At 48.6% G+C, this 25,681-nt stretch carries 20 protein-coding genes and 5 tRNA genes; 5 read left to right on the top strand and 20 right to left on the bottom strand.

Going from position 1 to position 25,681, the window contains the following annotated elements:
- Window positions 1-109 precede the first annotated feature (109 nt).
- From rlmB to ACI3EW_RS07450, 5 genes are all read right to left on the bottom strand, one after another.
- A complete protein-coding gene (gene rlmB / locus ACI3EW_RS07470; RefSeq protein WP_015554667.1) occupies window positions 110-856 on the bottom strand; it encodes a 23S rRNA (guanosine(2251)-2'-O)-methyltransferase RlmB in 747 nt (248 codons plus the stop codon).
- Window positions 846-1,322 (bottom strand): Mini-ribonuclease 3, encoded by a 477-nt coding sequence (locus ACI3EW_RS07465; RefSeq protein ID WP_118531945.1) that lies wholly within the window; start codon window positions 1,320-1,322, stop codon window positions 846-848. Before ACI3EW_RS07465 ends, rlmB begins: the two co-directional genes overlap by 11 nt.
- Window positions 1,307-2,716 carry a cysteine--tRNA ligase gene (cysS, locus tag ACI3EW_RS07460; protein ID WP_118531943.1) on the bottom strand — a complete coding sequence of 470 codons (1,410 nt, stop codon included), beginning with the start codon at window positions 2,714-2,716 and terminating at the stop codon, window positions 1,307-1,309. The genes ACI3EW_RS07465 and cysS overlap by 16 nt, the downstream gene beginning before the upstream one ends.
- Window positions 2,717-2,758: 42 nt before the next feature.
- Entirely contained in the window at window positions 2,759-3,310 is a 552-nt protein-coding gene (ispF, locus tag ACI3EW_RS07455) for a 2-C-methyl-D-erythritol 2,4-cyclodiphosphate synthase (RefSeq protein WP_118532113.1), read from the bottom strand.
- 71 nt (window positions 3,311-3,381) lie between these two features.
- A complete protein-coding gene (locus ACI3EW_RS07450) occupies window positions 3,382-4,308 on the bottom strand; it encodes a diacylglycerol/lipid kinase family protein (RefSeq protein ID WP_405580235.1) in 927 nt (308 codons plus the stop codon).
- Between the two features lie 437 nt (window positions 4,309-4,745).
- Here ACI3EW_RS07450 and ACI3EW_RS07445 point away from each other — a divergent pair, with 437 nt between their 5' ends.
- Window positions 4,746-5,657: a hypothetical protein gene (locus tag ACI3EW_RS07445; RefSeq protein WP_405580232.1), complete on the top strand. Its 912-nt coding sequence runs from the start codon at window positions 4,746-4,748 to the stop codon at window positions 5,655-5,657.
- Between the two features lie 152 nt (window positions 5,658-5,809).
- On the opposite strand, the gene ACI3EW_RS07440 is transcribed toward ACI3EW_RS07445, so the two are convergent.
- The 5 genes from ACI3EW_RS07440 to ACI3EW_RS07420 form a co-directional block, all read right to left on the bottom strand.
- Window positions 5,810-5,883 (bottom strand) — tRNA-Met (locus tag ACI3EW_RS07440).
- Window positions 5,884-5,887: 4 nt separating this feature from the next.
- Window positions 5,888-5,961: transfer RNA gene (locus ACI3EW_RS07435), tRNA-Met, on the bottom strand.
- Between the two features lie 28 nt (window positions 5,962-5,989).
- A tRNA-Val gene (locus ACI3EW_RS07430) sits at window positions 5,990-6,062 on the bottom strand.
- Window positions 6,063-6,068: 6 nt separating this feature from the next.
- Window positions 6,069-6,142: transfer RNA gene (locus tag ACI3EW_RS07425), tRNA-Met, on the bottom strand.
- Window positions 6,143-6,166: 24 nt separating this feature from the next.
- Window positions 6,167-6,239 (bottom strand) — tRNA-Val (locus ACI3EW_RS07420).
- A 254-nt stretch (window positions 6,240-6,493) separates the two neighbouring features.
- On the opposite strand from ACI3EW_RS07420, the gene ACI3EW_RS07415 reads away from it, so the two are divergent.
- Window positions 6,494-6,715 (top strand): hypothetical protein, encoded by a 222-nt coding sequence (locus ACI3EW_RS07415; protein ID WP_118533554.1) that lies wholly within the window; start codon window positions 6,494-6,496, stop codon window positions 6,713-6,715.
- Window positions 6,716-6,850: 135 nt separating this feature from the next.
- Here ACI3EW_RS07415 and ACI3EW_RS07410 read toward each other — a convergent pair whose 3' ends face one another.
- Genes ACI3EW_RS07410 through cdd form a run of 3 tightly spaced genes read right to left on the bottom strand, consistent with a single transcriptional unit; the run spans window position 6,851 to window position 9,156 of the window.
- Window positions 6,851-8,044 (bottom strand): phosphopentomutase, encoded by a 1,194-nt coding sequence (locus tag ACI3EW_RS07410; RefSeq protein ID WP_405580229.1) that lies wholly within the window; start codon window positions 8,042-8,044, stop codon window positions 6,851-6,853.
- Window positions 8,031-8,702, bottom strand: coding sequence for a deoxyribose-phosphate aldolase (gene deoC / locus ACI3EW_RS07405; RefSeq protein WP_405580223.1), 672 nt, complete (start codon window positions 8,700-8,702; stop codon window positions 8,031-8,033). The genes ACI3EW_RS07410 and deoC overlap by 14 nt, the downstream gene beginning before the upstream one ends.
- Before the next feature lie 37 nt (window positions 8,703-8,739).
- Window positions 8,740-9,156, bottom strand: a complete 417-nt coding sequence (cdd, locus tag ACI3EW_RS07400) for a cytidine deaminase (protein WP_215702255.1) — start codon at window positions 9,154-9,156, stop codon at window positions 8,740-8,742.
- Between the two features lie 428 nt (window positions 9,157-9,584).
- Between cdd and ACI3EW_RS07395 the strand changes: the two genes are divergently transcribed.
- Window positions 9,585-10,232, top strand: coding sequence for a phosphatase PAP2 family protein (locus ACI3EW_RS07395; protein ID WP_405580220.1), 648 nt, complete (start codon window positions 9,585-9,587; stop codon window positions 10,230-10,232).
- 277 nt (window positions 10,233-10,509) lie between these two features.
- Here the strand turns inward: ACI3EW_RS07395 and ACI3EW_RS07390 are convergent, their stop codons facing one another.
- The 5 genes from ACI3EW_RS07390 to ACI3EW_RS07370 form a co-directional block, all read right to left on the bottom strand.
- The gene (locus ACI3EW_RS07390; RefSeq protein ID WP_405580217.1) at window positions 10,510-11,490 is read right to left on the bottom strand and encodes a D-2-hydroxyacid dehydrogenase; all 981 of its coding nucleotides are present in this window, start codon (window positions 11,488-11,490) and stop codon (window positions 10,510-10,512) included.
- Window positions 11,478-13,289, bottom strand: coding sequence for an aminopeptidase P family N-terminal domain-containing protein (locus ACI3EW_RS07385; RefSeq protein ID WP_485663343.1), 1,812 nt, complete (start codon window positions 13,287-13,289; stop codon window positions 11,478-11,480). The genes ACI3EW_RS07390 and ACI3EW_RS07385 overlap by 13 nt, the downstream gene beginning before the upstream one ends.
- A 143-nt stretch (window positions 13,290-13,432) precedes the next feature.
- A complete protein-coding gene (asnA, locus tag ACI3EW_RS07380) occupies window positions 13,433-14,437 on the bottom strand; it encodes an aspartate--ammonia ligase (protein ID WP_118533574.1) in 1,005 nt (334 codons plus the stop codon).
- 207 nt (window positions 14,438-14,644) lie between these two features.
- The gene (locus tag ACI3EW_RS07375) at window positions 14,645-19,792 is read right to left on the bottom strand and encodes a carboxypeptidase regulatory-like domain-containing protein (RefSeq protein ID WP_405580210.1); all 5,148 of its coding nucleotides are present in this window, start codon (window positions 19,790-19,792) and stop codon (window positions 14,645-14,647) included.
- 479 nt (window positions 19,793-20,271) lie between these two features.
- Entirely contained in the window at window positions 20,272-20,604 is a 333-nt protein-coding gene (locus ACI3EW_RS07370; RefSeq protein ID WP_405580207.1) for a hypothetical protein, read from the bottom strand.
- A 464-nt stretch (window positions 20,605-21,068) separates the two neighbouring features.
- On the opposite strand from ACI3EW_RS07370, the gene ACI3EW_RS07365 reads away from it, so the two are divergent.
- Together ACI3EW_RS07365 and ACI3EW_RS07360 are read left to right on the top strand one after the other, a co-directional pair.
- On the top strand, window positions 21,069-21,815 hold the full coding sequence (locus ACI3EW_RS07365; RefSeq protein WP_118533568.1) for a LytR/AlgR family response regulator transcription factor: 747 nt from the start codon (window positions 21,069-21,071) through the stop codon (window positions 21,813-21,815).
- A complete protein-coding gene (locus tag ACI3EW_RS07360; RefSeq protein WP_118533570.1) occupies window positions 21,796-23,088 on the top strand; it encodes a GHKL domain-containing protein in 1,293 nt (430 codons plus the stop codon). Before ACI3EW_RS07365 ends, ACI3EW_RS07360 begins: the two co-directional genes overlap by 20 nt.
- 100 nt (window positions 23,089-23,188) lie before the next feature.
- Here the strand turns inward: ACI3EW_RS07360 and ACI3EW_RS07355 are convergent, their stop codons facing one another.
- Together ACI3EW_RS07355 and ACI3EW_RS07350 are read right to left on the bottom strand one after the other, a co-directional pair.
- A complete protein-coding gene (locus ACI3EW_RS07355; RefSeq protein WP_405580203.1) occupies window positions 23,189-24,439 on the bottom strand; it encodes an RNA-guided endonuclease InsQ/TnpB family protein in 1,251 nt (416 codons plus the stop codon).
- A gap of 199 nt (window positions 24,440-24,638) precedes the next feature.
- A complete protein-coding gene (locus ACI3EW_RS07350) occupies window positions 24,639-25,637 on the bottom strand; it encodes a hypothetical protein (RefSeq protein ID WP_118531622.1) in 999 nt (332 codons plus the stop codon).
- Window positions 25,638-25,681 lie beyond the last annotated feature (44 nt).

Here is a 25,681-nt window from a genome sequence, read left to right as displayed (position 1 = left end):
ACTCCCGCCTCTTTCAGGCGGTGAGTACTTGCAGGAAATCCTTCGCGCACAAAAAAGACCCGGGAAACTCCTCTCCACGGGTCTTTTTTCATAATCAAAATTTTAAATTCTATGCCTTCGCCAGTCTCTGTCTCACGATCTCATACGCGAGAACACCTGTCGCAACGGACGCGTTCAGGGAATCGATATCACCCTTCATTGGGATCGACGCGATCATATCGCATTTTTCCTTCACAAGACGGCTCACGCCCTCCCCCTCATTTCCAATCACAAGGCCGATCGGTCCGGTGAGGTTTAAACGGTACATGCTCTCTCCACCCATGTCAGCGCAGACGAACCAGATGCCGCGTTTCTTTAAATCCTCGATCGTCGCCGCCATATTGGTGACCTTTGCGACCGGCGTATAGTTTAACGCACCTGCGGAGGTTCTCGCAACCGTCGCAGTAAGTCCCACCGCACGGCGTTTCGGAATGATCACTCCGTGAGCGCCCGCAAGGTTCGCGGTACGGATGATCGCTCCAAGGTTGTGCGGATCCTCAATTCCGTCAAGCAGGAATAAAAACGGCGGCTCGCCCTTCTCTTCCGCGATTTTCAAAATATCTTCCACTTCAGCGTACTCGTAAGCAGCGGCATACGCCATCACGCCCTGATGGTGTCCCGTCTCGGACATGGAATCCAGACGTTCCTTCGGAACAAAGTTTACGATCGTGTCATGCTTTTTCGCCTCTCTCACGATCGTGCGCACCGGTCCGTCCTGACATCCGTCAAGGACAAACAGCCGGTCGATGGTCTTTCCAGAGCGGAACGCCTCCAAAACAGCGTTGCGCCCTTCAATCGTCAGTTCTTCATATCTCATCGGAGTTCTCCTCTTTTTGTTTTTCCGTATCGCCGGAGTCAGCTTTTCCGGTCTTTGTCATTGCCAGCGCCACAAGATCCACCATGCGTTCCGTTCTTCCGGACAGGTAAAGATATCCCATCAGAGCCTCAAAGCCTGTCGCCATCCGGTAATCCTTCATCGTCGCGTTCTTCGCCATGGAAAAGGATTTTGCATTTCTTCCCCGCTTATAAACGGCATGTTCCTCCTCCGTGAGGTCTTCCTCGATCGCCATCAGGAATTCCGCCTGTGCGGCAGCCTTTACGAGAGCCGAAGATTTTTTGTGCAGCTTATTGACCTGCATATTTCCCTCGCTCACAACGATCGTCCGAATCAGGATCTCATACACCGCATCCCCGAGATAGGCGAGGACCAGTGGGGAATACTGGTTCGCGTCCGTCTCTTTTAAGTGAAATTTTTCCTTTAAGAGGATTAAGCTCTCTTCCATTTTACGCCCTCTCTTGTGTCCTCGAGAACGATTCCCATGTCGAGAAGCTTTCCTCTGATCTCATCTGCAAGTGCAAAGTTCTTTGCCTTTCTCGCCGCCTGTCTCTGGGCGATCAGGTCCTCCACCTCGGAGTCAAGAACCTCTTTCTTCTTCTCCGTGATGATTCCCATCACATCGCAGAGTCTCTGGATCTCATTCTTCATCCAGGAAACATATGCCTTTGTGCTCGTCTCGGATACTGTAGAGTTGGAGAGCTTGATAAGTTCGAAGATCGCAGAGATCGCGTCCGCGGTGTTGAAATCATCATCCATCGCCGCCTCATACTTTGCAACGAGCTCCATTGCCTTTTTCTGATTCTCCTGCTCTTCCGCTGTCATCGCGTCTCCGGATACCTTTGCCTCCATCTCGCGGAGTTTCTCCATTCCGGTTAAGATCCTCTCAAGACCGTTCTTGGAAGATTCCATCAGATCTGCGCTGAAGTTTAACGGACTTCTGTAATGTGCGCTCAGCATAAAGAAACGGAGTACCTGGAGATCATATTTCTCGCTGATCTCGCGGACAGTGAAGAAGTTTCCGAGAGATTTGGACATTTTCTTATTGTCGATATTTAAGAATGCGTTGTGCATCCAGTATTTCGCGAAGGGCTTTCCGTTTGCTGCCTCACTCTGGGCGATCTCATTCTCATGGTGCGGGAAAATTAAGTCCTCGCCGCCCGCATGGATATCGATCTCATCACCGAGGTATCTCTTTGCCATAACGGAGCACTCGATATGCCAGCCCGGACGGCCTTCGCACCACGGGGACTCCCAGTACGGCTCACCTTCTTTTTTCGGCTTCCAGAGAACAAAGTCGTTCGGGTCCTGTTTTCCTTCCTCACCGGTTACCTTGATCTCACGGAAACCGGACTGAAGATCATCCAGGTTCTTGTGGGACAGCTTTCCGTAATCTTTAAACTTGCGGACACTGTAATAAACCGTTCCGTCCGCAGCAACATAGGCGTAGCCTTTCTCGATCAGGGTGCTGATCATGTTTAACATGCCGCAGATCTCTTCCGTCGCGAGCGGATTCTTTGTCGCCGGTTCGATATTCATGCCTTCCATGTCTTTTTTGCACTCTGCGATGTAGCGTTTGGAGATCGTCTCGGCGTCAACGCCTTCCTCGATCGCTTTCTTGATGATCTTGTCATCGACATCGGTAAAGTTGGATACATAATTGACATCGTATCCTTTATATTCAAAGTAACGTCTCACCGTATCAAATACGATCATCGGTCTTGCGTTTCCGATATGGATAAAGTTGTACACGGTCGGCCCGCATACATACATTTTTACTTTTCCCGGCTCGACCGGAACAAATTCTTCTTTTCTCTTTGTAAGTGTATTGTAGATCTTCATACCTTAGCTCCTTCATCTATCTTTCTGTCTGTGAGTCTCTTTTCATCCCTGCTGTTTACAGCCCGGGCAGCCTCCACAGCCCCCGGAGATCACTCCGACGCGGTCCTCCGGCGCGTAATCCGCAACCGAACTCAAAAGCGCGATCGCCTGGGCGGAGATTCCTTCCCCGGCCCCGGTAAATCCAAGACCTTCCTCCGTCGTCGCCTTCACGCTCACCTGATCAGGCTCGATCCCCAGCGCATCCGCGATATTTTTCGCCATCTGCGGACGGTACGGCAGAAGTTTTGGTCTCTGCGCGATCACCGTGGAATCGATATTCTCGATCAGATATCCGTTTTCCTGCAGGATCTTTCCGACTTCTTTTAAAAGTTCAACGCTCGAGATCCCTTTATATCTTTCATCTGAATCCGGGAAGTGCTGACCGATATCTCCGAGAGCCGCAGCCCCTAAAAGCGCGTCCATCACCGCGTGAAGAAGGACATCCGCATCCGAATGTCCTAAAAGTCCCTTTTCATACGGGATCTCCACACCGCCGAGGATCAGTTTTCTCCCTTCTACCAGACGATGTACATCATATCCCTGTCCGATTCTCATGAGAATCTCCTTTCCATAGCTGTTCATCTTCTTCCGTTTATGGGCAGTCCAAGACCGACCCCGATACCACCTCAAGAACCGATCATCCGCATCCGCTTCGGGATACAGCGCACCACGAGATTCTGCTGGCACATACAGCTCTCACCGTCCATATGGACCGCGAGCGGTCTTGCCAGATGGACTTCCGCCTCGCTGCACTCAAAGACCCGGATCCCACGTTCTTTTTTCCGGACCCCCATCACAAGGTCCCGGAGGATCGGGATCATTTTTGTCTTTCTCGCGCTGTTTCCGATATAAACCGTCATCTTGCCATCATCATTCATCAGTTCGCTGTTCTTCCGTTTCTTCTTGTCTTCCCTGCGGACCATAAACGTAATGAAATATATATGATTAAACTCCACTTTCTGCGTCCCGTCAAGCAAAATATATCCTTTTGTCGGTTTTGCGAGAAAAAGCTGCTTGAGGCCAAGGCCGAATCTGAGTATTTTCGTCAGATGAAGTCTCGTCATCTGGTTTCTCACCGGGCAGCACAGAAGATTATGGCAGATCGCCGCGTCCAGTCCGATCCCGCACCGGCCCGCAAACCGCCTGCTCACGATCTCCTCATCTCCGAATGTTGCGACCCCATAGTCCAGCATCCGGTAATATTTCGGATGAAGGATCCGTTTTGCCTGACAGTTGACCTTCCAGAAGGATTCAAATCCCTTCGACAGCGCATTCCGAAAACCCGCCGGTACATATCCGAATGTCAGGAGTCCCCGGAAGGATACGCCATTCAGCACTTCATTATAAGTTCCTTCCCCGCCGACGATCACGATCACTTTCGCGTCATCCCGCTCGGCAGTCAGTACTTTTGCGATCTCAGCCGCGTCCCCCTGGTGTTCCGTAAAAAAGACCCGGTACTCCCGGCTGTCCATCTCCAGCTGATGTTCCAGTCGTTTCCAGATCCGGTATCCTCTTCCGGCACCGGCACTGGGATTTACGATAAACTGATACATAACGTCCTCCGAATCTTATATGTTCAGAATTTTCCGTGCAGCCATACACATCCTGACCGGGTCAGTACCATATGACATACGATATAGATTATAGTATATCACATAACCGCTAAAAAAAGGCTAAATTTTTTCTAAACTTCATGCAAGTGCACCGCGGGCACGTTACTGTTCGTTCCTTGCACAGACAGTAACTGATTTTGCCGAGGCTTCGCATTCCAAATCAGCGAAATGCACACACCACTCTATTGTCCGGAATTTTCAGTTCAGAAAATTCCTGCCCGCATACAGTAGCACGGACACATCCGCGTTGAAACGTAAGGAAATAGTAAATATCTCTTTCTTGTCAGCCAATATCTGTATCGATTATAATAAAAACAGATATAAGAAGCAAAGATATATAATTTTATGAACCCAAGCTCTGAAAGGAGGTCCCTGCTATGAAAAAAAGAATGCATGTCAGGCTTTTCATGTTGCTGTTCTATCTGATCTTTACAGTCACAGCACTTCCGATCACCGCAAAAGCTGATACGGGTCCAAAGCCCTCGGTGCGCATCCAGTTCAAAAATATGGGCGATGATCTGTGCTACGGCACACTGCTTTCAAAGGAGAAACGTACAGGACCTGCACGTGTCTGGGACGGCACCGCCAGAAATGAGCAGCTCTATGATCTTGACCGGAACATCTGGAAAGCTTTTGTAGATTACAAGGATCCTGACGGATATTATTTCCTTCAGAGGGGCTGGACGGTAAGCGAAACAGGCGAGATTGCGTGGACCTATTATCCACCCGAGGATTTTAAGATCCTCCTGTATTATCCGGAAACCGGGACCTTTGTATCAAGCGGAAGCTATGGGCGTTATGCATTTGATACTTATTACACCGTTGACATGGAGGGCGTCCGGATCGGATCCGTGGAATACAATGAGGGCCTGAGCACAAACGAGCGGATCAACGCGTATCGTTCCTATAATTATCGAAAGGAGCTTTTATCGCTCGCGGTCCGTATCCTTCTTACGATCGCAATTGAAATGGTCGTCGGGCTGTTATTCGGCTTCCGGCAGAAAAAACAGCTGCAGATCCTTGCGCTTGTAAATATCACGACGCAGCTTCTCTTAAATCTGCTTCTCAATATCATTCATTACAATGCCGGTCCGTTGGCCTTTATCACAAGCTATGTCTTTTTCGAGGTCATAGTCTTTGCGCTGGAGGCAGGTCTGTATTGCAGGTTTTTGAAGAGAGTGTCCCCCAAAAAGGAAAACGGTGACTTCGTTCTCTATTCGTTTATCGCGAATTCAGCATCATTCTGGGTCGGATATTATCTTGCGACAGTATTACCGGGAATCTTTTAAGTGAGAATCCAGGCACCGACAGAGCCTCCCTTATGTCTGCAAGATCATTGCGGATGTTCTTTCCCGTTTTGGTGCAGCAGAATATTTCAGAAAAATTATTATGATCGAAAAAAATCCCGGGATTCTTCTCAGATTCTCGGGATTTCCAATCGTAGCGGAAGGGAGATTTGAACTCTCGACACCACGGGTATGAACCGTGTGCTCTAGCCAACTGAGCTATTCCGCCATAGTAGCGGAAGGGAGATTTGAACTCTCGACACCACGGGTATGAACCGTGTGCTCTAGCCAACTGAGCTATTCCGCCATGATCAATATGAAATTTTTCATATAAATGGGACCTATAGGGCTCGAACCTATGACCCTCTGCTTGTAAGGCAGATGCTCTCCCAGCTGAGCTAAGATCCCATTAAGTAGCGGAAGGGAGATTTGAACTCTCGACACCACGGGTATGAACCGTGTGCTCTAGCCAACTGAGCTATTCCGCCATAACATATGTATTTTCATATGAATGGGGCCTATAGGGCTCGAACCTATGACCCTCTGCTTGTAAGGCAGATGCTCTCCCAGCTGAGCTAAGACCCCATTACTTCCGACTGACGTTTCCGTCAAGCGCGATTGCTTGTACAGTTTAACCTATTTTTTCGGAATTGTCAACAGTTTTTTTAAATTTTTTGTGATGATATTTTTCCTTTTCTATACTACACGATTTTTAAAAAAGACTGACATCTTCTTTTTTTCTCTTGCATTCCCGATACATCTTGTTATATAGTATAACGTATAGGGAACCAGTTTATGGATTCCAATATTATGAAACCTGCACAGGAGGGATTATCATTATGCCAAGAGGAAGAAAGAAAGTCGAAGTTGCTCCGCAGGATCTTTTAAACGAGGTCCTCACTTCCATTGAAGAGACAGAGCAGAAATTAAAAACATTAAAAATGCAGAAAAAGGACATCGAAAAACAGATCGAAGCTAAAGAGATGGCTGAATTATACGCGATCGTGAAAGAGAAAAACATGTCGATCGAAGATGTAAAAACGAAACTCGGCGCAGAATAAGTTTTGCACTTCTGCCTGAACATAAAAGGAAGATCCACATTTCCCAGATATCAGAGATGCGGATCTTCCTTTTTTATTCTATTTTACCTGTTTCGCGAAACCAGCAGTCCCACGCAGATCTCAGTCAGGTCCCGATCATTCTAATTCTTTTAAGATCGACTCCCCGATCATATTCTCCGCTTTCTTCAGTCCGAAGTTATCGAGCACTGTCGCGCCGATGACACCGAAGGTCTTCTGTTCCTCAAACATTCCCTTCTCTTTCATAGATGGGGAATAGGCAATAAATGGAACTTTTTCTCTCGTATGGTCTGTTCCCGTGTAAGTCGGATCATTTCCGTGATCCGCCGTTATCATCAAAAGATCACCTTCCCGGAGGTTTTCAAGGAGTTCGCCAAGCTTCACATCAAAGCGCTCCAGTTCTTCCCCATAACCCACCGGATTTCTCCTGTGGCCCCAGAGGGCATCAAAATCCACGAGATTCACAAAGCAGAGTCCCTTGAAATCCTTATCTTTGCAGATTTCAATAGTCTGTTCCATTCCATGGACGGAGCTCTTGGATCGGAATGCCTCCGTGATGCCCTGGCCGTCGAAGATATCCCGGATCTTTCCGACAGAGATCACATCGTATCCGTTGTCCTTTAAGATATCGAGCGCCGTTGTCCCGGTCGGCTTTAACGCATAATCGTGGCGGTTGCTGGTGCGGACAAATTCGCCTTTCTTCTTTCCGACATAAGGTCTCGCGATGACGCGGCCCACGCGCCACTCTTCCTTCATCGTGATCTCTCTGGCGATCTCGCAGCAGCGGTACAGCTCGTCAAGCCCGAATGTCTCCTCATTTCCGCAGATCTGAAGGACGGAATCGGCAGATGTATACACGATCATGTGACCGGTAGCGATCTCCTCCTCTCCCAGCTCATCCAGGATCGCGGTTCCGCTGGCGCTCTTGTTTCCGATCACCTTGTGTCCGGTGCGTTTTTCCAGCTCCTCGATCAGCTCTTTCGGGAATCCATGATCCGTGAACGTCTTAAAAGGCTTCGTCGTGTAGATCCCCATCATCTCCCAGTGGCCGGTCATCGTATCTTTGCCGTTGCTCGCCTCCGAGAATTTTGTGAACCGTCCCATCGGCGCATCCACCGGGTCCACGCCCTTTAACGGTCTTAAGTTTGCGATCCCGAGTTTCTGAAGATTCGGGATATTGAAATGTTCCATATGTTCCGCGATGTGTCCGAGAGTGTCCACTCCCACATCTCCAAATTTTTCAGAATCCGGCATTGCACCGGTTCCGAGTGAATCAATTACGATCGTAAAGATCCGATTATATTTCGGCATCTAAATCTACCCCTTTCTTTGCCTGTTCTACAAGTCTGCTTGTTCCGAGGCGGTCAGCCCCCAGACGGACAAACTCCGCCGCATCGCAAAAGTCTGCGATACCGCCGGCCGCCTTGATCTTCTTTTCTGCGGCCATGTGGGCCTTCATGAGCGCCACATTCGGCTTTGTCGCCCCTGCGGCGGAAAATCCTGTGGATGTCTTGATAAAGTCCGCGTCTGAGGCTGATACAGCCTCACACATCTTTATCTTCTCCTCCTCTGTGAGGAGACATGTCTCGATGATGACTTTCAGGATATGATAGCCGCAGACCTCTTTCAGGGAGTTGATCTCTTCCAGGATCTTATCGTACTGTCCCATTTTGACCCAGCCGATATTGATCACCATATCGATCTCCTCCGCTCCGTCCTTCAACGCCTCTTTCGTCTCAAACACTTTGACCGCCGTCGTGTTGTACCCGTTCGGAAATCCGATCACGGTACAGACCGGCATCTTCTCTCCGAGGTACTCCGAAGCCTGCTTTACGAAAGACGGCGGGATGCAGACCGACGCGGTCCCGAATTTCACCGCATCATCGCAGATCTCCCGGATCTGTTCCCAGGTGGACGGCTGCTTTAATAATGTATGGTCCACTCTCTTTAAAACATCTCTGTATGTCATTTTTCTTATCGTTCCTTTCCGCTTCTTTTCCGGCGGCTCAAATTTCCAGCGCTTTCCCTGTAAATCCGAGCGGAAGAAGCTCCTTCAAAAGGTATTCCCGGATCTCGCCCGCGCCATTCATGAGGATGATCCGGAACGTCTCCGGATCGCAGAATTCCGCCATCACCTGGCGGCAGACGCCGCAGGGCGCGCAGAAATTTTCCGGTTCTTTTCCTTTTGGACCTCCGACGATGGCGATCGCCCGGAATTCTGTTTTTCCTTCACTGACTGCCTTAAAAATCGCCGTGCGCTCCGCACAGTTTGTCGCCGGGTACGCCGCATTTTCAATATTGCAGCCGGTAAATACCCTGCCATCCGCGCAGAGGAGCGCCGCTCCGACGGCAAAACCGGAGTACGGGCAATACGCCTGTTTTCTGGCCTTCAATGCTTCCATGACCAGCTCTCTATTTTCCATGAATTTCCTCCCTTCCGGTCCGAAAATCCGAATATTCTATGTTCTCTTACCATACCATAAACACGGAGCAATGTCAAAGCAGCTTCCGGCACCCCCGGACATTCCCCGCCCAGGAAATTCCTGCCCGCGGAACACTTTCTGACACCTTTGTTACAGTACACGGGCACTCCATGCCCGCATACTGTAACAGGATTTTGCCGATGCTTCGCATTCCGAATCGGCAAAATCTGCGACCACAACGGTATTGTACGGAATTTTCAGTTCAGAAAATTCCTACCCGTAAAAAGTAACACCTTTCTTACGTTTCGATAAAAATTTATTCATGGGGGTTGAAACCGCAAAACCAAAGTGCTATAATGTGGCAACATAAAGGAAATATGACAAAATTGTTACAGAACATAAATTCAGAAAATAAAGGAGGTCATCCTTTGAAAAAGCTGATAAAAAAATACGGACATATATGGATGTTATCCTACGCATTCATCTATCTTCCCTGGTTCTCAAGACTCCAGGAAAATGTGAACAAGCCTTACCACGTCATGCACACGGCGCTCGACGATCTGATCCCGTTCAACGAATATTTTATCGTCCCTTACCTGATGTGGTTTTTGTACGTTGCCGCGACCATCGCGTTTTTCTTCTTTAAAAACCGCGATGACTATTACAGGCTCTGCACTTTCCTCTTCACAGGAATGACGATCAGTCTTCTCGTCTGCACCCTGTTCCCGAACGGAACCGATTTCCGTCCGGCGATCGATCCGGATAAGAACATCTTCTGTTATTTGGTATCGAGACTCTGGAGCATCGATCCATGTATCAACGTTTTCCCGAGCATCCACGTTTACAACTCCGTGGGTGTTCACATCGCGATCTGCCACAGCGAGGAATTAAAGAAACACCCGATGATCGTCCGGGCATCCGGCGTTCTGATGGTTTTGATCTGCCTCGCAACGATGTTCTTAAAACAGCACTCCGTCATCGATGTCGTCGGTGCACTCTTAATGGCATCCGTCATCTATCCGATCGCTTATGCGCCGGAGGCGGAGAAGAAGAAAAAATACGAGACGAGCTTCTAATAAGGATTCAGAAATATTTGCAGGGCAGCTTTTCAGCTGTCCTGTTTTTTCGCGCGAAGATGAAGATCGTCGCAGGCGACCGCGCTCAGCGCGAGAATGTTCCAAGACACATTCGGTCCTCTCCCCACTGTCTCCCGGGTCTAACTTCATCTTCACGCAAGTGTCCGGTTCCGGTCTGCCAGTGTTTTTTATCCAGAATTTTTACTGCTATAGAAAAACAGCCGCCCTCCTGCACGCTTCACGCGCGCAAAAAGGCGGCTGTCTTACTATTCCGGATCTACTTCCGGTACCCAGTCGCAAAATCCACCACATTCCGGTACGGTGTCCCGTTCGCCCACGCCGCGAGATTCTCTCCCGCGATCCTTACGATCCGCTCAAATGTCTCCGGAAGGAAGAAGTTTCCGGCCACATGAGGCGTGATCACGAGGTTTCCGAGGTCCCAGAGCGGACTGTCCGCCGGAAGCGGTTCCGGCTCCGTCACATCGAGTCCGCAGCCGCCGAGATGTCCCTCTTTTAAGACCTTGTAAAGTCCCTCCGGGTCAACGGCATTTCCGCGTCCGACGTTGATCAGGTACGCGCCCTTTTTCATCAGGCGCAGTCTTCTCTCGTCCATGATGTGGTTTGTAGCGTCTCCGCCCGGAAGCACCATCGCAACAATATCTGCTCTTCCGAGAAGCTCGTCCAGATCGTCCATCGTATGCTGCTCATCCAGATAATCCGGTTTATTCCGGTTCGTGCGGCGGACACCGATCACATGAGCGCCGAGTGCATGGCACTTTCTCGCGTAATCCCCGCCGATATCTCCGAGTCCGAGCACCAGGATCGTCGAACCTTCTACAGAGGTGATATTTCCCATGGACTGCCATATGTGCTTTGCCTGGTTCGCATGATACTGGTTAAAACGGCGGATCAGATCAAAAGTCAGCGCCAGCATATGTTCCGATACGGCAAGCCCGTAAGCACCCGTCGCATTTGCGAGCACCGCCTGTTCCGGAAGGATCCCCGGTTTGATGTACTGGTCTGCACCGGCAGAGTTTAACTGGAACAGTTCCAGATTTTTCGCCTCTTTTACAAGTGCCGGATCGACATTTCCGATGATCACGTTTGCCTCTTTTACATCCTCAGCTGTGACATCGCTGCCGTTCACATAGCGGACGCAGCAGTTTTTGTTGCCAGATGCAGCTTTCTCTTCCAGGAACTTTTTATGATCCTCATTTACCGGGATCACCACAAGGATATTTTTCTCTAGATCCGCCATGTATAATCCTCCCCGATCGGTCTTGTCGCCTCTTTTAACCACTCGTTCTCCTCCGCCGTCATAAACGGTGAAAGTTTCTCGTAGACCGCTTTATGGTACTCATTTAAGTTTCTCACATCGGACGGCTCCATCACGGAAATGTCCACCGCGTCGAGGTCGATCGGCGCGAAAGTCATGTTCTCAAAGCACATGAACTGGCCGTACTCGTTCTTTTCCGCTTTTCTGCACATCGTCAGGTTCTCGGTACGGATGCCGTGGCTTCCCTCAATATAAAGTCCCGGCTCGTCCGAAGTCAGCATTCCCTCTTCCAGGACGCAGGAGTCCTGGCGCTCCGGAACGATGCGCCAGCGGATACCGTTCGGGCGCTCATGAACCGCAGACAGGAAGCCGACGCCGTGACCGGTGCCATGGTTGAAGTCGAGTCCGCGCTCCCAGAGCGGGCCTCTTGCCAGATAGTCCACATTGAGTCCGCGGCAGCCATATAAGAATTTCGCATGCATCAGACGCAGCATTCCCATCATGACAAGCGTGAAATGAACCTTCATCTCGTCCGTGACATGGCCGATCGCGATCGTTCTCGTCACGTCCGTGGTTCCCTCATAATACTGTCCGCCGGAGTCAACAAGATAGAATCCGTCTGTTCCGACCGGGCTCTCCTGCTCCTTTGTCGCGTGGTAATGGCACATCGCGGCGTTGGATCCGAATGCGGAGATCGTCGTGAAGCTCGGTCCGAGATAACCTTCCTGGGCTTTCCGGTAATCCTCAAGACGCTCTGCAGCTTCTGTCTCCGTGAGAGCGACCTTTCCGGCGTTTTTCTTCATCCAGTACAGGAATTTTGTCAGGGCAACGCCGTCCTTTAAATGGGCCTTGCGGAGGTTTTCCATCTCCACCGGGTTCTTCACCGCCTTCATGAGGGAAGTCGGGTTCATGGCCTCCACAACGCGGTTGGATGCGTCGATCTTCTTATAGAGGGCAAAGTTTACCTTCTCCGGTTCCAGGAGAACCGTCTCATTCTTTAACTCCGCCACCGCATCATAGATCGCGTCGTATTTTTCGATCGTCACATGATTCTTTTCAAAATAAGCGCGCAGCTCCGGAGAGAATTTACGGCTGGCGATAAAGAGTCTCGCCTCGTCTTCCGTAATCAGGGCAAACGCCGGTGCGAGCACATTTCCGTCATCCGAATTCTTGCGGATATTGAAGAGCCATGCGATATCGTCAAGGCTTGATAAGATGTGGACGGACGCATTCTTCTCATCCATCTCGGATCTGAGGCGGATCAGTTTTTCCGTCACAGTCTCACCTGCATATTTCACATCGAGAGTCCAGACTTCCGGTGCCGGAAGGATCGGGCGTTCTTCCCATACTTCCCCGGCAAGGTCATCCCCCACGGAGAGAGTCGCGTGTTTCTTCGCCATCATCGCCTCAAATTTTCTTCCCTGGGCTGCATTGACCACGCGGCCGTCAAAGCCTAAAACTCCACCTTCCGGCATATGATCCGTCAGGTATTCCTCGATCGTCGGAACACCTTCCTCTCCCATCGCCATCAGACGTGTGTCCTGACCTTCCAGCTCTCTCTTTGCCTGAACGAAATATCTTCCGTCCGTCCACATGCCGGAAAAAGCCTGGGTGATCACCATGGTCCCCGCGGAACCTGTGAAGCCGGACAGGAATGCGCGGCATTTGAAATAGTCCTCCACATACTCAGAATCGTGGAAATCGGAAGACGGAACATAGTACGCGTCCACATTTCTCACTTTCATCAGGGTCCTGAGTTCCCTCAAACGTTCATTTGCCATTTTTTTACCTCCATAAGCAGGAAAAGTTACCGCACACATCTTTGTGGACCGTAACTGTTTTCCTGAATATTTAATACCGGTCAGGCTTGCGCCGCCGGGTCGTTCTCATAATAAGTCTGTGCAGATCCGCATCCGCCTGCTGCTTACAGCAGCGGAATTCCCGCCTTCTTCGCCTCCTCACGGACCTCATCCGGCCACAAGGAAGACTGGATCTCACCGATATGGGCTTTTCTTAAGAAGAACATACAGATACGGGACTGTCCGATACCTCCGCCGATGGTGTATGGAAGCTCTCCGTTTAACAATGCCTTCTGGAATGCAAGCTTCTCGCGCTCCTCACAGCCTGCCGCCTTTAACTGCTCGTGCAGGGAGATCTCGTCCACGCGGATACCCATGGAGCTTAACTCAAGGGCAATGTCGAGAACCGGATAGTAGACGATAATATCGCCGTTTAATTTCCAGTCATCATAGTCCGGAGCACGTCCATCGTGGGGCTCTCCGGATTTTAACTTTCCGCCGATCTGCTCGATAAACACAGCGCCGTGAAGCTTCACGATCTCATACTCTCTCTGCTTCGGGGTGAGATCCGGGTAGAGGTCCTCAAGCTCCTGGGATGTGATAAACTCGATGTGCTCCGGGAGAACACGGCCGATATAGTCGTACTCGTATGCCATATAGTCCTCTGTGATCTTTAATGCCTTATATACGGCACGGACAGTCTCTTCCAGTGTCTCGCGTGTTCTCTCCTCCTTCGTGATCACCTTTTCCCAGTCCCACTGGTCCACATAGATGGAGTGGATGTTGTCGGTGTCCTCATCGCGGCGGATGGCGTTCATATCGGTGTATAAACCTTCACCCGGCTGGAAGCCGTACTGTTTCAACGCGTAACGTTTCCATTTTGCCAGGGAGTGGACAATCTCTGCCTTTCTTCCGCCTTCCTTGATATCGAAGGCAACCGGGCGCTCCACACCGTTCAAGTTATCATTTAATCCGGATTCCGGCGTTACAAATAACGGAGCGGAAACTCGGGTCAGATTTAACTGTTTTGTAAGTTCCTTCTGGAAGAAATCCTTCACGACCTTGATGGCGATCTGGGTCTCTTTTAAGTCAATATCCGGAGTATAACCGGCTGGTACAATAAAATTCATTGTCGTGCTCACCTTTCTATGCAGCATTCAATTTCCTGTCTTTTCGCCGCTGTAAAATGCCTAAACAGCGGCATCTTTCCTTCGCGCTTTATGCTGCCGGTATCCATCATATCATTATTTGGCGGAAAATGGAAGAAAAAAGTGCCCCTGGGACATCTCCCTGGGACACTTTTCTTATTTCATCTGTTGAAAAAGCTCACGAAATGTTTAATTTTCCTTCCAGACTCCATTCTCATCCACGAAATATCCATCTGGTGTCTTTTCGTTCATATACAGCGAGCCGTAAGGTCTTCTGGTGTTTTCTGTGTCATAGATCCACATTCCGGAAGCTTCATCGTAAAACCAGGTCTGCGCCTCAGCGAATGGATTTAAGTACATATAGCCCCATCCAGGGATCAGCTGCCATCCAGTCAGCATCTCTCCTGTCGCAAGATCAAGATAATACCATCTTCCGTCCTGCGGGTCCAGGTACCAGCCCGTGAGCATTCCGCGTTTTTCGTCCACGTAATACCATTTTCCGATTGCCGCATCCCAGATCCATCCGGTCTTCAGGTAACCATCCCCACCGAATGCCCACCATGCGCCGTCGATCCGTCTCCATGCCACCTGTTCGCTCCGCACGCCGGATATCGGATCCGTCACATAGGAACCGGATACATATCTGCCACCCGGCAGCTCATACCACCAACCATTCTGATCCTTTTTCCAGGTTCCGTCAGAATGGCTTCTGGTCGTTGATGCCGGTTCTCCGGAATCGCCGGAATCATCGGAAGATCCGGAACTGGTTCCCGGTTTTGATGGAGTTGGGTTGTCCGGGTTCGGCTCGTCCGGATTCGGCTTATCTGGGTTCGGATCATCCGGATTTGGCTTATCTGGATCGACTGGCTCAGATGCCGTCTTCGTCCGCGCATCCAGTACTCCGCTCACTTCTGATGCCTCTGTATTCCGTCCTTCCTTCACTCTCACATAGAAATCATAGTCCGTGTCCGGAAGCAGTCCCGCAAACACTGCAGAATCCTGCCATTCCCCGTCTCCAAGGCGATATTCAAAGCCGCATAACTCTGGAATCTGAGTTCCATCCGTAAATGTTGTCGGCGGATTTAAAGTGATCGTATTGACTCCAATCCCTGCAGCTGTCGGAGTATCCGGTGTTTTCATTGCTGCTTTTTTGATCGTAAGTGTCAGAGTGATCGGGTCACACTCATAATCCGTATTATCGTCGCTGATCTTTACCGTGCATTTGTAGGTTCCTGCGTCTGTCGGTGCCACTTTGCTGTTATAATCGGTTCCGTTAATACCGCTGTAAATCACTTCATACTGATTCCGCAGATCCGCAGAGATATCGTACTCTCCCCATGATGCCCGAACGTCCTCATCAATTCGGTGCAGATTTCCATCATAGGTAAATTCTTTGTCTGTCCCCTCGATTTTGGCTTTTTTCTTCGCCCCAAAGATCACATTCGTCACAATGTCACATGCCGGCATCGTGAGAGATGCAGTCCAGCTTCCATCCGCCTGCTGTTTAAATCTCGGCGGGAACAGGACAACGTTTAAACCACCTTCGTAGGTAAATACCGCATTTTCCGTCGGATTGTCTTTCAGCCACTGAACGCCAGCTGGTGTCAACGTCGCTGTGATCGTTTCGCCAGCTTTGGCTGTTGGTTTATCCAAAGTATAGTAGCTGCTGTTTCCTGATTTCCGTACAATGTTATATGACGCGTTCTTATCATCCTTCACCTCAATATTTACGGAGATCATTCCAGGTCCGTCAAGATATACGTACAGGGTTGGATATTCTGTTGAATGATCCACATAGTACATTCCATTTTGTGTGAGAGAAGCTTTATCAGATACTTCCTGCGGACTGATCGGGTCTCCTTTATATTTGGATATTCCCTTGATATCAAATTTATCAAACAATTTACCATTGATGATATTTGTAATTTTAAGAGATCCGACCTTATCACTGTTTCCCCAGCTTGTAGTTGTGTAGGTCGCTGTCGTTCCCCATGTACTCCAGTCCTGTCCGACAAACCAGGTGTACTGGTAATATGTAATATCTGTTGCGTATTTTACTTCAATTTTGACATCACCGCACGGCATCGTGAAATGTCCGATAAACGGATCTATGCTGCACAACTTTGCTTCAAATGTTTTTCCATCTTTATCTGTTACCGCTATTTTGTTTACTACATCTTTCTCTGCAAGGTCCTTAAATTTCAGATATATCTCAGAACCAGCCTTGGCCTGGAATGTGATCGGGGAATCTGCTGTTCCTTTGCCTTCTGCCACCGGAGACGCATTCGATGCACCTTCTGCGTCCTCTCTGCTCCAATATACTCCGATCTCGGCATTTGGAGAGTTTTTAGTATCCTCACGGGTAATGCTGACCGTGTGCTCACGATTATCTACAGTAATCTCGCTGTCCGCCTGTTTGCTTTCGTCAAACTGGCTGACTGCAGTAACTTTGTAGGTACCAGCCGCTGCATCTTTGTGGACGGCCACCGTTCCATCATCTGTCACATGAACCGCTGCCGGATCGCTGCTGACCCATTTTACATCTCTTGATGCTCCATTCTTACTTTCAACCCTCGCTCTAAGCTTCAGACTTCCCCTCGGATAGAGAGTCGCCTGCTGCTGATCCAGACTGACACTGATAACTGACGGATCCATGTCCAGGGAGAGGGTTGGAATCATGGATTCTTTCTGTTCTTTTAATACAGGGAACAGGTAACCACTCTCTGCAGACGGCATGGTCCACACGTCTCCAAAGTCCCATCCAAGAGTATCCTGATAGAACTTCTCTGATTTCAGCCAGGCCTCCGACGCATCTGCTCCGTATGGCCGATTTTCACCAACATTTTCTGTCTTTGGTGTCAGAATGTTTCCGGATTTATCACTCGCTGTCGTTCCCACAAATCCATAGTTTCCAGAAAGTGTTCCGCCCTTGCTGATTCTGTTTACGGATGTCATTTCAGGGAAGATGCTGACGCTGTTTTGGATTGTTCCCATTTCAGCAAGACCACTTGTGTCACCTGCAACGATTCCCGTCGGAAGGCTTTCCCCTGCCGCATAGCTGTTCCTGATGACTGTGCCATTTCCTGCTCCAGCAAATCCTCCTATATGTTCTCCTGTTCGAATATCGGGAATCGCATAGCAGTTCTCAATCGTTACAATTCCGGTTCCTCCCGCCAGTCCAACAAATCCACCCACGAATGAATCACTTCCGGCGTTCTGTATTCTGGCATTCGCATAGGAAGAACGGATCGTTACATTTGATCCATCTGTGACATACCCGATAAGACCGCCTGCATCCGTTTTATATTTTTCTCCTGCTTCAATTACACCACTCACAAAGCAATTCTCAATCGAGAGCTTTCCACCATGTACTTTTCCTACCAGAATTCCGATATCCGGGGAAGCCTTGTCACGAGTATATGTGATTTTTGCGTTTTCAATATTCAGGTTCCTGATGCTTATATTATCGTTCGTCAATATTTGGAATAAACCTGTATAAATTAAACTTCCACTGACAATATTAAGTCCCTTAATGGAATGACCGCAACCGTCAAATTCTGACACTTTTTCTATTGCCTTGAAAGGATGACCGTTAAGGTTTATATCGCACATCAATTTTGCTTTTCCAAGGTCTTTATCTTGGAAATAGGCAAACTCAGCACCTGTACTGATCAGATAATAGCCCTCTGTATCTTGATCCGGTTTTTTCGTTTTAGTTCCATCCCATACATCATCTTCCCACATTGCTGTGAACGTGACATTCCCTCTCGGCATTGTATATTCTGAGTCTTTTTGATACAGTGTTCCATCCCCGGCACTCCATACGATAAAGTTCTTTCCGTATACGGTAAATGAATTCTCGGGAAGCTTGATGACAGTTCCTTCCGTCACATTTTCCTGTGTCGGAGCTGTTCCTGTGAATGTCTCACTACCGGCTTCAAATGTCACCTTAAATTTAGGCAGAATTTTGAGATCTACTTCTAATTCCAGCGTTTCAGAAGCCCCGTCAGTTTTGTTTAAAGTCAGAATGATCGTTCCCTGAATCCTGCCATCAGTTCCTGGATCAGCGCCATCTGTAGCGCTCTCAAGTATAAAACCATGCTCAGATGACCATGCAGCTTTAATTCTCTCGTTCGTACATACATTTGTAACTGTGTTAAGAACTACATCTTCAGTTGTCTCGTTCGTCACAGCCAGCTCTTTCAGCGCATTTTCTGCTGCCAGCTTCACATCCTGAAGGCTCTGCTCTGTAAAAGTATATGTTTCGCTTTCTGTCTCCAGACTTTCTTCATAAGTCTCATTTCCAAGCGCTTTTACCTTAAATGTATAGTCTCCCGTTTCCTTGATTTCAGATGTAAAGTCATAGCTCGTCTGAGACTGCTCGGAAATAGGCTGTGAAATTATCAGGACTTCACCTTTATACAGCTGTACCTGATATCCCGATGCGTTTTCAACTGCATCCCATACTGCTTTTCCTTTTACCGTATCATCCCACTTTGCATTTGCCGGCTTTAGAAGCTGAACTTTCCCGATTGTTTTCTTCAGTGTGATTTCACTGACCAGACTATTTTTGTAAAAAAGGTATGCCGTTTTCTTATTTGTAAATCCCAGATCCAGAGATTTTGCAAAGCTGATTTTCACATTTCTTGTATTCGACGTGTCAGATATCTCTGGTGTTTCAATTTCTGTAATGATCACGCCAGAATAATCCTTTAATTCCTTCTCTTCCGAAGACACTGCAAGATCCGATACCTCTAACGCATCTGTTCCAGCATAGGAAATTTCAATCGTATCCGATGCCATTGTTGATTCTAAATCGGTTGTTTTAAACTCTGCATTGACGATCGTGTCGGCTCCAAGTGTAACGGGATTTGCCTGCATCACAATTGTCACGTCCTCTGATGACGGAATCCCAATCTCCTCGTTGGTCACTGTCAGATATCCCGCTTTTTTCACGATAATCGTATAAGTGCCATCCGGAACTTCAATCGTAAATGTTCCATCTGGCGCGCTATTCGTAGTGATCTCTGTTCCATTTTCATTTTTAACTATAATCGTCGCTTCCGAAATTACAGTTTCATCTGCAGATTTCACAGTTCCACGGACTGTATTTGTTTTTGCCAGATAGATTGGCGGCTCTCCGCTTGTGAGCTCTTTTGCCGGGTCGATCCCAGATGTCTTTAACACCGGAAGAGATCCATCCTCAACTGTCCAGCTTTCACCACTCAAGCCAATCGTATCTTTCCAGAATTCCTTTGTCAGACAGGTCTCCTTCGAAACACCTCCTGTAAGTCCTACTGTGTTGAATTTACCAGTCCCTTTTGCTCCTCCAGACATGTTATTATATGCATAATTGCCTGTCCCATTAACACTGCCATATGAATTACCAAATATCTTTCCTACATAGCTAAGATATTCTAAATTTGTTATAACTTTTTCCTGCAATGCAACGCATTGAGAAATGTTAACGCTTCTACTATGTCCTCCTACCAGGCCTCCGCAGCCTTCCCCACAGATCGTACTTACTGTTCCGAGTGCTATGCAGTTCTTAATATTCAACTGGTTGTAAGAGCTGACACTTCCAACCAGTCCGCCCGCTAAGGGGACATTATTCTTCCTTGCATCTTCATATGTATTCGCTACATTTAAATCAACAAAACAATTCTCTATATATGTTATTCCCTGGCACTGTCCAACAATACCTCCCACCGGTTTGCAGGCACTTATTTCAACATTTCCACTTACTGCGCAATTCGTTATCCTTGCGTTATCCTGCGTATATCTTGCAATTGCACCGGTCTCTTTTGCCCCATTCTCTATTTCGACCTGCACTTTAAGATTTTTACCGTTCCGGTCACAACATAGAATAACGGCTGTTTTAGTCCACTGATTTCATATCCCCGTCCATCAAACGTTTTGCTTAAGTTTGATGCACTCCACTCACCAGCTTCACTTAAATCAATATTTTCTCCTAATGCAAAATATCCCTGTAGATTACCGTATTTATTATATTTCGTTCCCTGTGTCATCACCTTGACCCAGTCCCCAGAACTATAAATTACATAGGGATCATTTTCTTCTCCAGATCCTGTAATAGTAGTTTCCGCATCAAAAGAGCGCAATCTGTTCCTCTTTTTTGCTGCTTCCATCTCTGTCTTCGCATCCGCATCGGAATCCGAAATTTTCTTATATTCACCATTCGAATCCGACGCCGTAAGCGTCTCTTTATCTTCAGTGTTTACTATACCCCCCTGGGTATTTCATTTCCATATGCTGCTCCGCCAAACGGCACTGCGGTCACCATCATTACCGCTGCCATAATTGACGCTGCGATCCGCCTTATCTCCTGACGTTTTCTCATATGCCTGTCCTCCCTTTATCGATATTTTCTTACCATTGCACAGATTGATCCAGCTTTTCTCAAATTTTATCCCCTTCTCGTTTTATCGTCAATATTTCCTGCACAAGATGTCATTTTTCGACACAAGATGTAAAAGATTGATATTTTTTTTAACCACAAAAGGCTTACCATGATTTTTTACATTCTTCCACACTTTTCCCCAAAAACATGGTAAAATAACTTTAGCTTATTGCATCGGAGGTGCGGCAGAATATGAACATTGCGATCATTGATGATTTAAAAACCGATTCCGACCGGCTTGTCGGATTGATTGATACATATATGGAACAGCATCGGCTCCAGTGCCGGACCATGGATCTTTTTTCCAGTGGGGAGGACTTTTTAGACACCTTTACAGCCGGAAAATATCACCTTATTTTTCTCGACATCTACATGGACGGGATCACCGGAATGGAGACTGCAAAACGGATCCGGCAGACAGATCATGACTGCAGGATCATCTTTATCACCACCTCTCCGGAGTTTGCCGTGGAGAGCTACAATGTAAACGCGTCCTTTTATCTCCTGAAGCCGATCGGGAAGGACGGTGTTTTTTCCGCCCTCGACCGGTGCGGACTTCAGGCTGCGGAACAGTCCAGATCCGTGGAGGTTGCAACTGCCTGCGGAAAGACACAGCTTCTGATCCATGAGATCTCCTACACCGAATATGTAAGGCGGCAGGTCCTTGTGCATTTTAAAGATGGGCAGGAGCTGGCAGTCTCCATGAGTCAGAAGGACTTCTCCGCACTCCTGCTCCCGTACCCATGGTTTTCTGACTGCATCAAGGGGATCCTCGTAAACTTTGAAGATGTGGAAAAGCTCCTGGAAGATCGTTTTCTTTTAAAGAGTGGAGTCCAGGTCCCGATCAGCCGTTTAAAATATAAGGAAGTCCGGGAACAGTTTCTCGAATATTCCTATTCCATGGTCCGGGGAGGTCAATATGACAGAACTTCTTTTTAATGAATTTTGCAGCACCTACCCGTTCCATATGTTCGCGTACCTGCCCCTTCATGCATACCTTCGCTGCTCCGGAAAAAGAGCGATCCTGATCTCCGTTTTTGCGGAAACTATTTATCTGGCAATCTTCGCGATACTGGTATATTTGGGGTTTCCCGCCGTATATGTGCAGTATCTGGCGATCCCCATTTTTGGAGCCTTCCTCTACTATCTGGTTCAGACGAATATCGGCATCATCACGTTCCAGTACACCTTTGTTCTGGACTACCTGATGGTGATCCGCGCCTGCTCCTTTTTTATCTGCAAAAAGTTTTTTAACTGCGGATTCTACACCTGGCAGTCCGGCATTATCACACTGATCCTCGTACTCCTCACTGCCTGTTTTATGATGAAGCGGCTGATCGAGATCATGGACAGTCTCTCTGCCATACAGGCTCCTGCGATCTGGAAAACCGCCTGGCTCCTGCCATTTTCCACAACCATGATCATTTTTCTCCTGACCGGCAATATCCGGGACGGAAGCTTCAATCAGGCGCATCTTATCGCGAGGATTCTTCTTCTGGTCTGCATGTTCCTCACCAGCCACACACAGATCCTGCTGCTCCAGTTCTTTAAGGATCAGGCAGAGGCCGCCGCAAAATCCGAAACGATGGAAAAGCTTCTAAAGATCCAGTCGGACCAGTACAATCTTCTCACCGCCAGAATTCAGGATAACCGCCGGGCAAGGCACGATTTCCGGCAGCACCTGACTGTCATCAGGGATTGTGCCGACCGTGGGGATCTCGCTTCCCTGAAGGATTATCTGAGCGACTATGAGAAGATGTTCAAGCCTCAGGATATCCGCTCCTACTGTAAAAATTATGCCATCAACGCGATCCTCTCCTTCTACGCGGAACAGGCAGAAAAAAACGGGATCACCATGCAGGTCTCTATCCAGATGGATGACCCGCCGGTGATCCCGGAAACGGAATTTTGTGTTCTGATCGGAAATCTGCTGGAGAATGCGGTGGATGCGTGTGCAGGCATCGATGCGGAAATCCAGCCTTTCATCCGGCTCCATGTGGTCCAGACCGGCTCCTCCATGCTTTCCATCACCGCCGACAATACAAGCTCCGGAAGCCCGAACTGGTCCGGGGATAAGCTTCTCTCCACCAAGCACTCCGGTTATGGAATCGGAACGGAATCTATCCGCATGATCGCGGAGCGGTATCACGGGGATGCGCGTTTTGCGTGGAAAGACGGTATTTTCTATGCGTCGATCATGTTAAATCCGTGAATTACCCACCACTTAATTTTGAAGAAATTTGAAGTGGGGGCTTCTGGGGAATCCTTGGACTCCCGTTTAAGAAGTTTGATCTTTGAGTTTCCGCCCGCTCTCAGGCGATCCTTATTCTTACAGGCGTATCCACATCGCCTCTATCATATAGAGCCCTTAGGCTCACAATGTTACATTTACGCATGATATTTAAAGCACCATTGACATCAGCGTTGATCCGCCTTCCAGAGCGGTCCTGATACAGGCCACGGCAGATCCTGCGGCCGGAAAAGACCGGTGGCACAAGTCCTGCTTCTCCATATACGGGCATTTCATCCAGATCCCAGAAGGATGCCATGGAAGTATAGCTTTCCTCTTGTTCCACGTAGCGGATCCCATTCATTTCACACAGATATTTCAGTTTCCTGCGGAGTATCCCGAACGGAATTCCCACAAAGACCTGGTTCATCTGCCTGCCAAGGTCTGAGGAGCGCTGGAATGTGGTATTGTAGCCCACGATCAGGGTTCCGATATCGTTCCGGATGCAGTAGGTGACCACCTGTTTCGCTGCTTTACCCATGTAGTCACGGACCTGGTTGTTTCTCTTCCTCTGCAAAACGGCCTGACGTCTGGTTGTTTTCTTTCCGTAATGCTGCTTGTCTTTGACGCTCTGCAGGCAGGCGTTCCGCTTGTTGAACCACTGGTTGATGGATTTTAAGCGTTTCCCATCAATGAGGAAGCTTTCCCCTCTGTTGGAAACGGCCGTCATGAGATTGTCGATCCCGAAGTCGATCGCCAGTGCATGGGTCGGATTCAGATTTCTCTGAGCCGCTTCCACCTGATAGGTGTACTGGATCTCAAAGAACCTGGCGTCTGCTTTTGGGATGATACGGATCTCCTTAATGGTTTTATCTGCCAGGACCGGCGGGATGGTAATGGTGACCGGTTTATGATGCTTCTTATACGCTGCTGAGTACGGAAGGACAAACCGGTTCCCATTCAGTCTTACAAACCCGACGATCAGGGTTGCGTAGCCGTCTTTTGGAAGGTATTTGGGCAGCCTGCAGGATGAAAACGGATACTTCCCCTGCTTTGCCAGTTTCAACAAACCGAAGAAAGACTTAAAAGATCCATCCACTTCCTTAAGGATCTGCTGGGCCATGTTGGAATTCAGCAGCCGATAGTTTTCGGAAGTCTTTAAGATGGCGTAGTTTTTCTCATATGGGAGATACCGGCTATGTTCAAAGTAATGCTGCCGTACCTGGTAGATGGCCTGGTTGGTCAGGTTTTTGGCTGTGCGGCATAATTCCCGTAGAATGAGGAATTCATCTTTGGACAGATGCTTTAGCTGCTGGCATACGGTCAAATACAAAACGGTTCCTCCTTTCCTAATTGGTGCAGAACATATGTTCTGCACCAATTATAGCACATGGTTCCACAAAAGGGAAGAGAAAGAATTGTAATTGCTTACCGTTTTACATCTGTCTGTGTATCGTTATAGTGGCATTCATCCCGCCACCTACGAGGAATGGGGGTATTCTGCCGATTTTATGATAAAAAACTGTTTCACATTATATTCCCGGCACATACACGCCGCTCTCATTCACGTAAAGCCCGTCCGGCGTCCTTTCGCTCCTGTACATCGCTCCGCTTGACGGATCCAGATAATAGGACTTATTATACAGGGTGATCCAGCCGGTCGCCATATATCCGTCCTCCTGAAAATAATACCATTTTCCATTGATGTAAAGCCATTCTGCTGCTGCCCAGGTGCCATCGCCATAGTCCCACCACCATCGGCCGTCGGCACTCTGTTTCCAGGAACCTGCGGCGTAGGAGCCGATCTCCCCGGAGCGGACCCAGGCGCTCTTTGCATTGTTGGAGGACTTTACAGAGCGGACTTCAAAGCTGTAGGAACCCGTAGTTCCCATGAGTCTTGAGAAATCATATCCGGTTCCGTAGATCGTAAACTCATCCCCCGTGAGACTGCCGTCCTTTAAGAGACGGAGCTGGTAATATTTCGCCCCGTTGACGGCTGACCATATTCCCGTTCCGTAAGCATCCGGAGACCAGGACACACCCACAGGAGACTTTATGGTACTTGTTGTGGATGCGGTTGTCTTCTTATTGAACGTCAGGCGGAATGTCAGCTCGATGGTGCTTCTGTCATCTTTCTTTACCGCCTTCACGTACTCCGCTTTTCCGTAGCCATCCTTTGCGGAATCTGCAAGCGTCAGGCGGAAATCCTTTGAGGCTGTTCCCGAAAAACAGTAATTCTCCTCATCCGCAACTTCCAGCGTCACCGTGATCTTCGGAGGATTCGATTCCGTATAGCCGTTTCCGTCGTTGTTTTCGATATAAATGCTGCTCACATAGTAGAAATCCGTGTTATCCCCGTATGGCGTCACTGTGACGTCCTCAGAGTCGTTCTTAAGGCCTACCGTGCTGTCGATCGTCAGATAGATTTTTCCGACCGCTGACCTGCTTGCCGCAAAAGCCGGAACCGCCGCAGTCACTGCCAGAGCTGCTGCCAGCAGAAATCCTGCCAGCTTCTTTCCAAATCTCTTCATATATCGCTCTTCTCCTTCCCGGAAGAAGTTCTTCCACGCGCTTC

The organism is Pilosibacter rotomagensis (assembly GCF_045062245.2).
Taxonomy (GTDB): domain Bacteria; phylum Bacillota; class Clostridia; order Lachnospirales; family Lachnospiraceae; genus Pilosibacter.
Note: the sequence above shows the minus strand (reverse complement) of the source record. Positions and strands in the feature narration are given on the sequence as shown.

Excerpts from the sequence above, each read along its gene's own strand:
- cysS (WP_118531943.1), bottom strand. The coding sequence starts at position 2,716 with ATGAAGATCTACAATACACTTACAAAGAGAAAAGAAGAATTTGTTCCG.
- ACI3EW_RS07370 (WP_405580207.1), bottom strand. The coding sequence starts at position 20,604 with ATGGAAGCAGCAAAAAAGAGGAACAGATTGCGCTCTTTTGATGCGGAA.
- asnA (WP_118533574.1), bottom strand. The coding sequence starts at position 14,437 with ATGAATTTTATTGTACCAGCCGGTTATACTCCGGATATTGACTTAAAA.
- ACI3EW_RS07350 (WP_118531622.1), bottom strand. The coding sequence starts at position 25,637 with ATGAAGAGATTTGGAAAGAAGCTGGCAGGATTTCTGCTGGCAGCAGCT.
- ACI3EW_RS07385 (WP_485663343.1), bottom strand. The coding sequence starts at position 13,289 with ATGGCAAATGAACGTTTGAGGGAACTCAGGACCCTGATGAAAGTGAGA.
- ACI3EW_RS07390 (WP_405580217.1), bottom strand. The coding sequence starts at position 11,490 with ATGGCGGATCTAGAGAAAAATATCCTTGTGGTGATCCCGGTAAATGAG.
- rlmB (WP_015554667.1), bottom strand. The coding sequence starts at position 856 with ATGAGATATGAAGAACTGACGATTGAAGGGCGCAACGCTGTTTTGGAG.
- ACI3EW_RS07410 (WP_405580229.1), bottom strand. The coding sequence starts at position 8,044 with ATGCCGAAATATAATCGGATCTTTACGATCGTAATTGATTCACTCGGA.
- ACI3EW_RS07375 (WP_405580210.1), bottom strand. The coding sequence starts at position 19,792 with ATGTCTGGAGGAGCAAAAGGGACTGGTAAATTCAACACAGTAGGACTT.
- cdd (WP_215702255.1), bottom strand. The coding sequence starts at position 9,156 with ATGGAAAATAGAGAGCTGGTCATGGAAGCATTGAAGGCCAGAAAACAG.
- deoC (WP_405580223.1), bottom strand. The coding sequence starts at position 8,702 with ATGACATACAGAGATGTTTTAAAGAGAGTGGACCATACATTATTAAAG.
- ispF (WP_118532113.1), bottom strand. The coding sequence starts at position 3,310 with ATGAGAATCGGACAGGGATATGATGTACATCGTCTGGTAGAAGGGAGA.
- ACI3EW_RS07365 (WP_118533568.1), top strand. The coding sequence starts at position 21,069 with ATGAACATTGCGATCATTGATGATTTAAAAACCGATTCCGACCGGCTT.
- ACI3EW_RS07415 (WP_118533554.1), top strand. The coding sequence starts at position 6,494 with ATGCCAAGAGGAAGAAAGAAAGTCGAAGTTGCTCCGCAGGATCTTTTA.
- ACI3EW_RS07445 (WP_405580232.1), top strand. The coding sequence starts at position 4,746 with ATGAAAAAAAGAATGCATGTCAGGCTTTTCATGTTGCTGTTCTATCTG.
- ACI3EW_RS07450 (WP_405580235.1), bottom strand. The coding sequence starts at position 4,308 with ATGTATCAGTTTATCGTAAATCCCAGTGCCGGTGCCGGAAGAGGATAC.
- ACI3EW_RS07360 (WP_118533570.1), top strand. The coding sequence starts at position 21,796 with ATGACAGAACTTCTTTTTAATGAATTTTGCAGCACCTACCCGTTCCAT.
- ACI3EW_RS07465 (WP_118531945.1), bottom strand. The coding sequence starts at position 1,322 with ATGGAAGAGAGCTTAATCCTCTTAAAGGAAAAATTTCACTTAAAAGAG.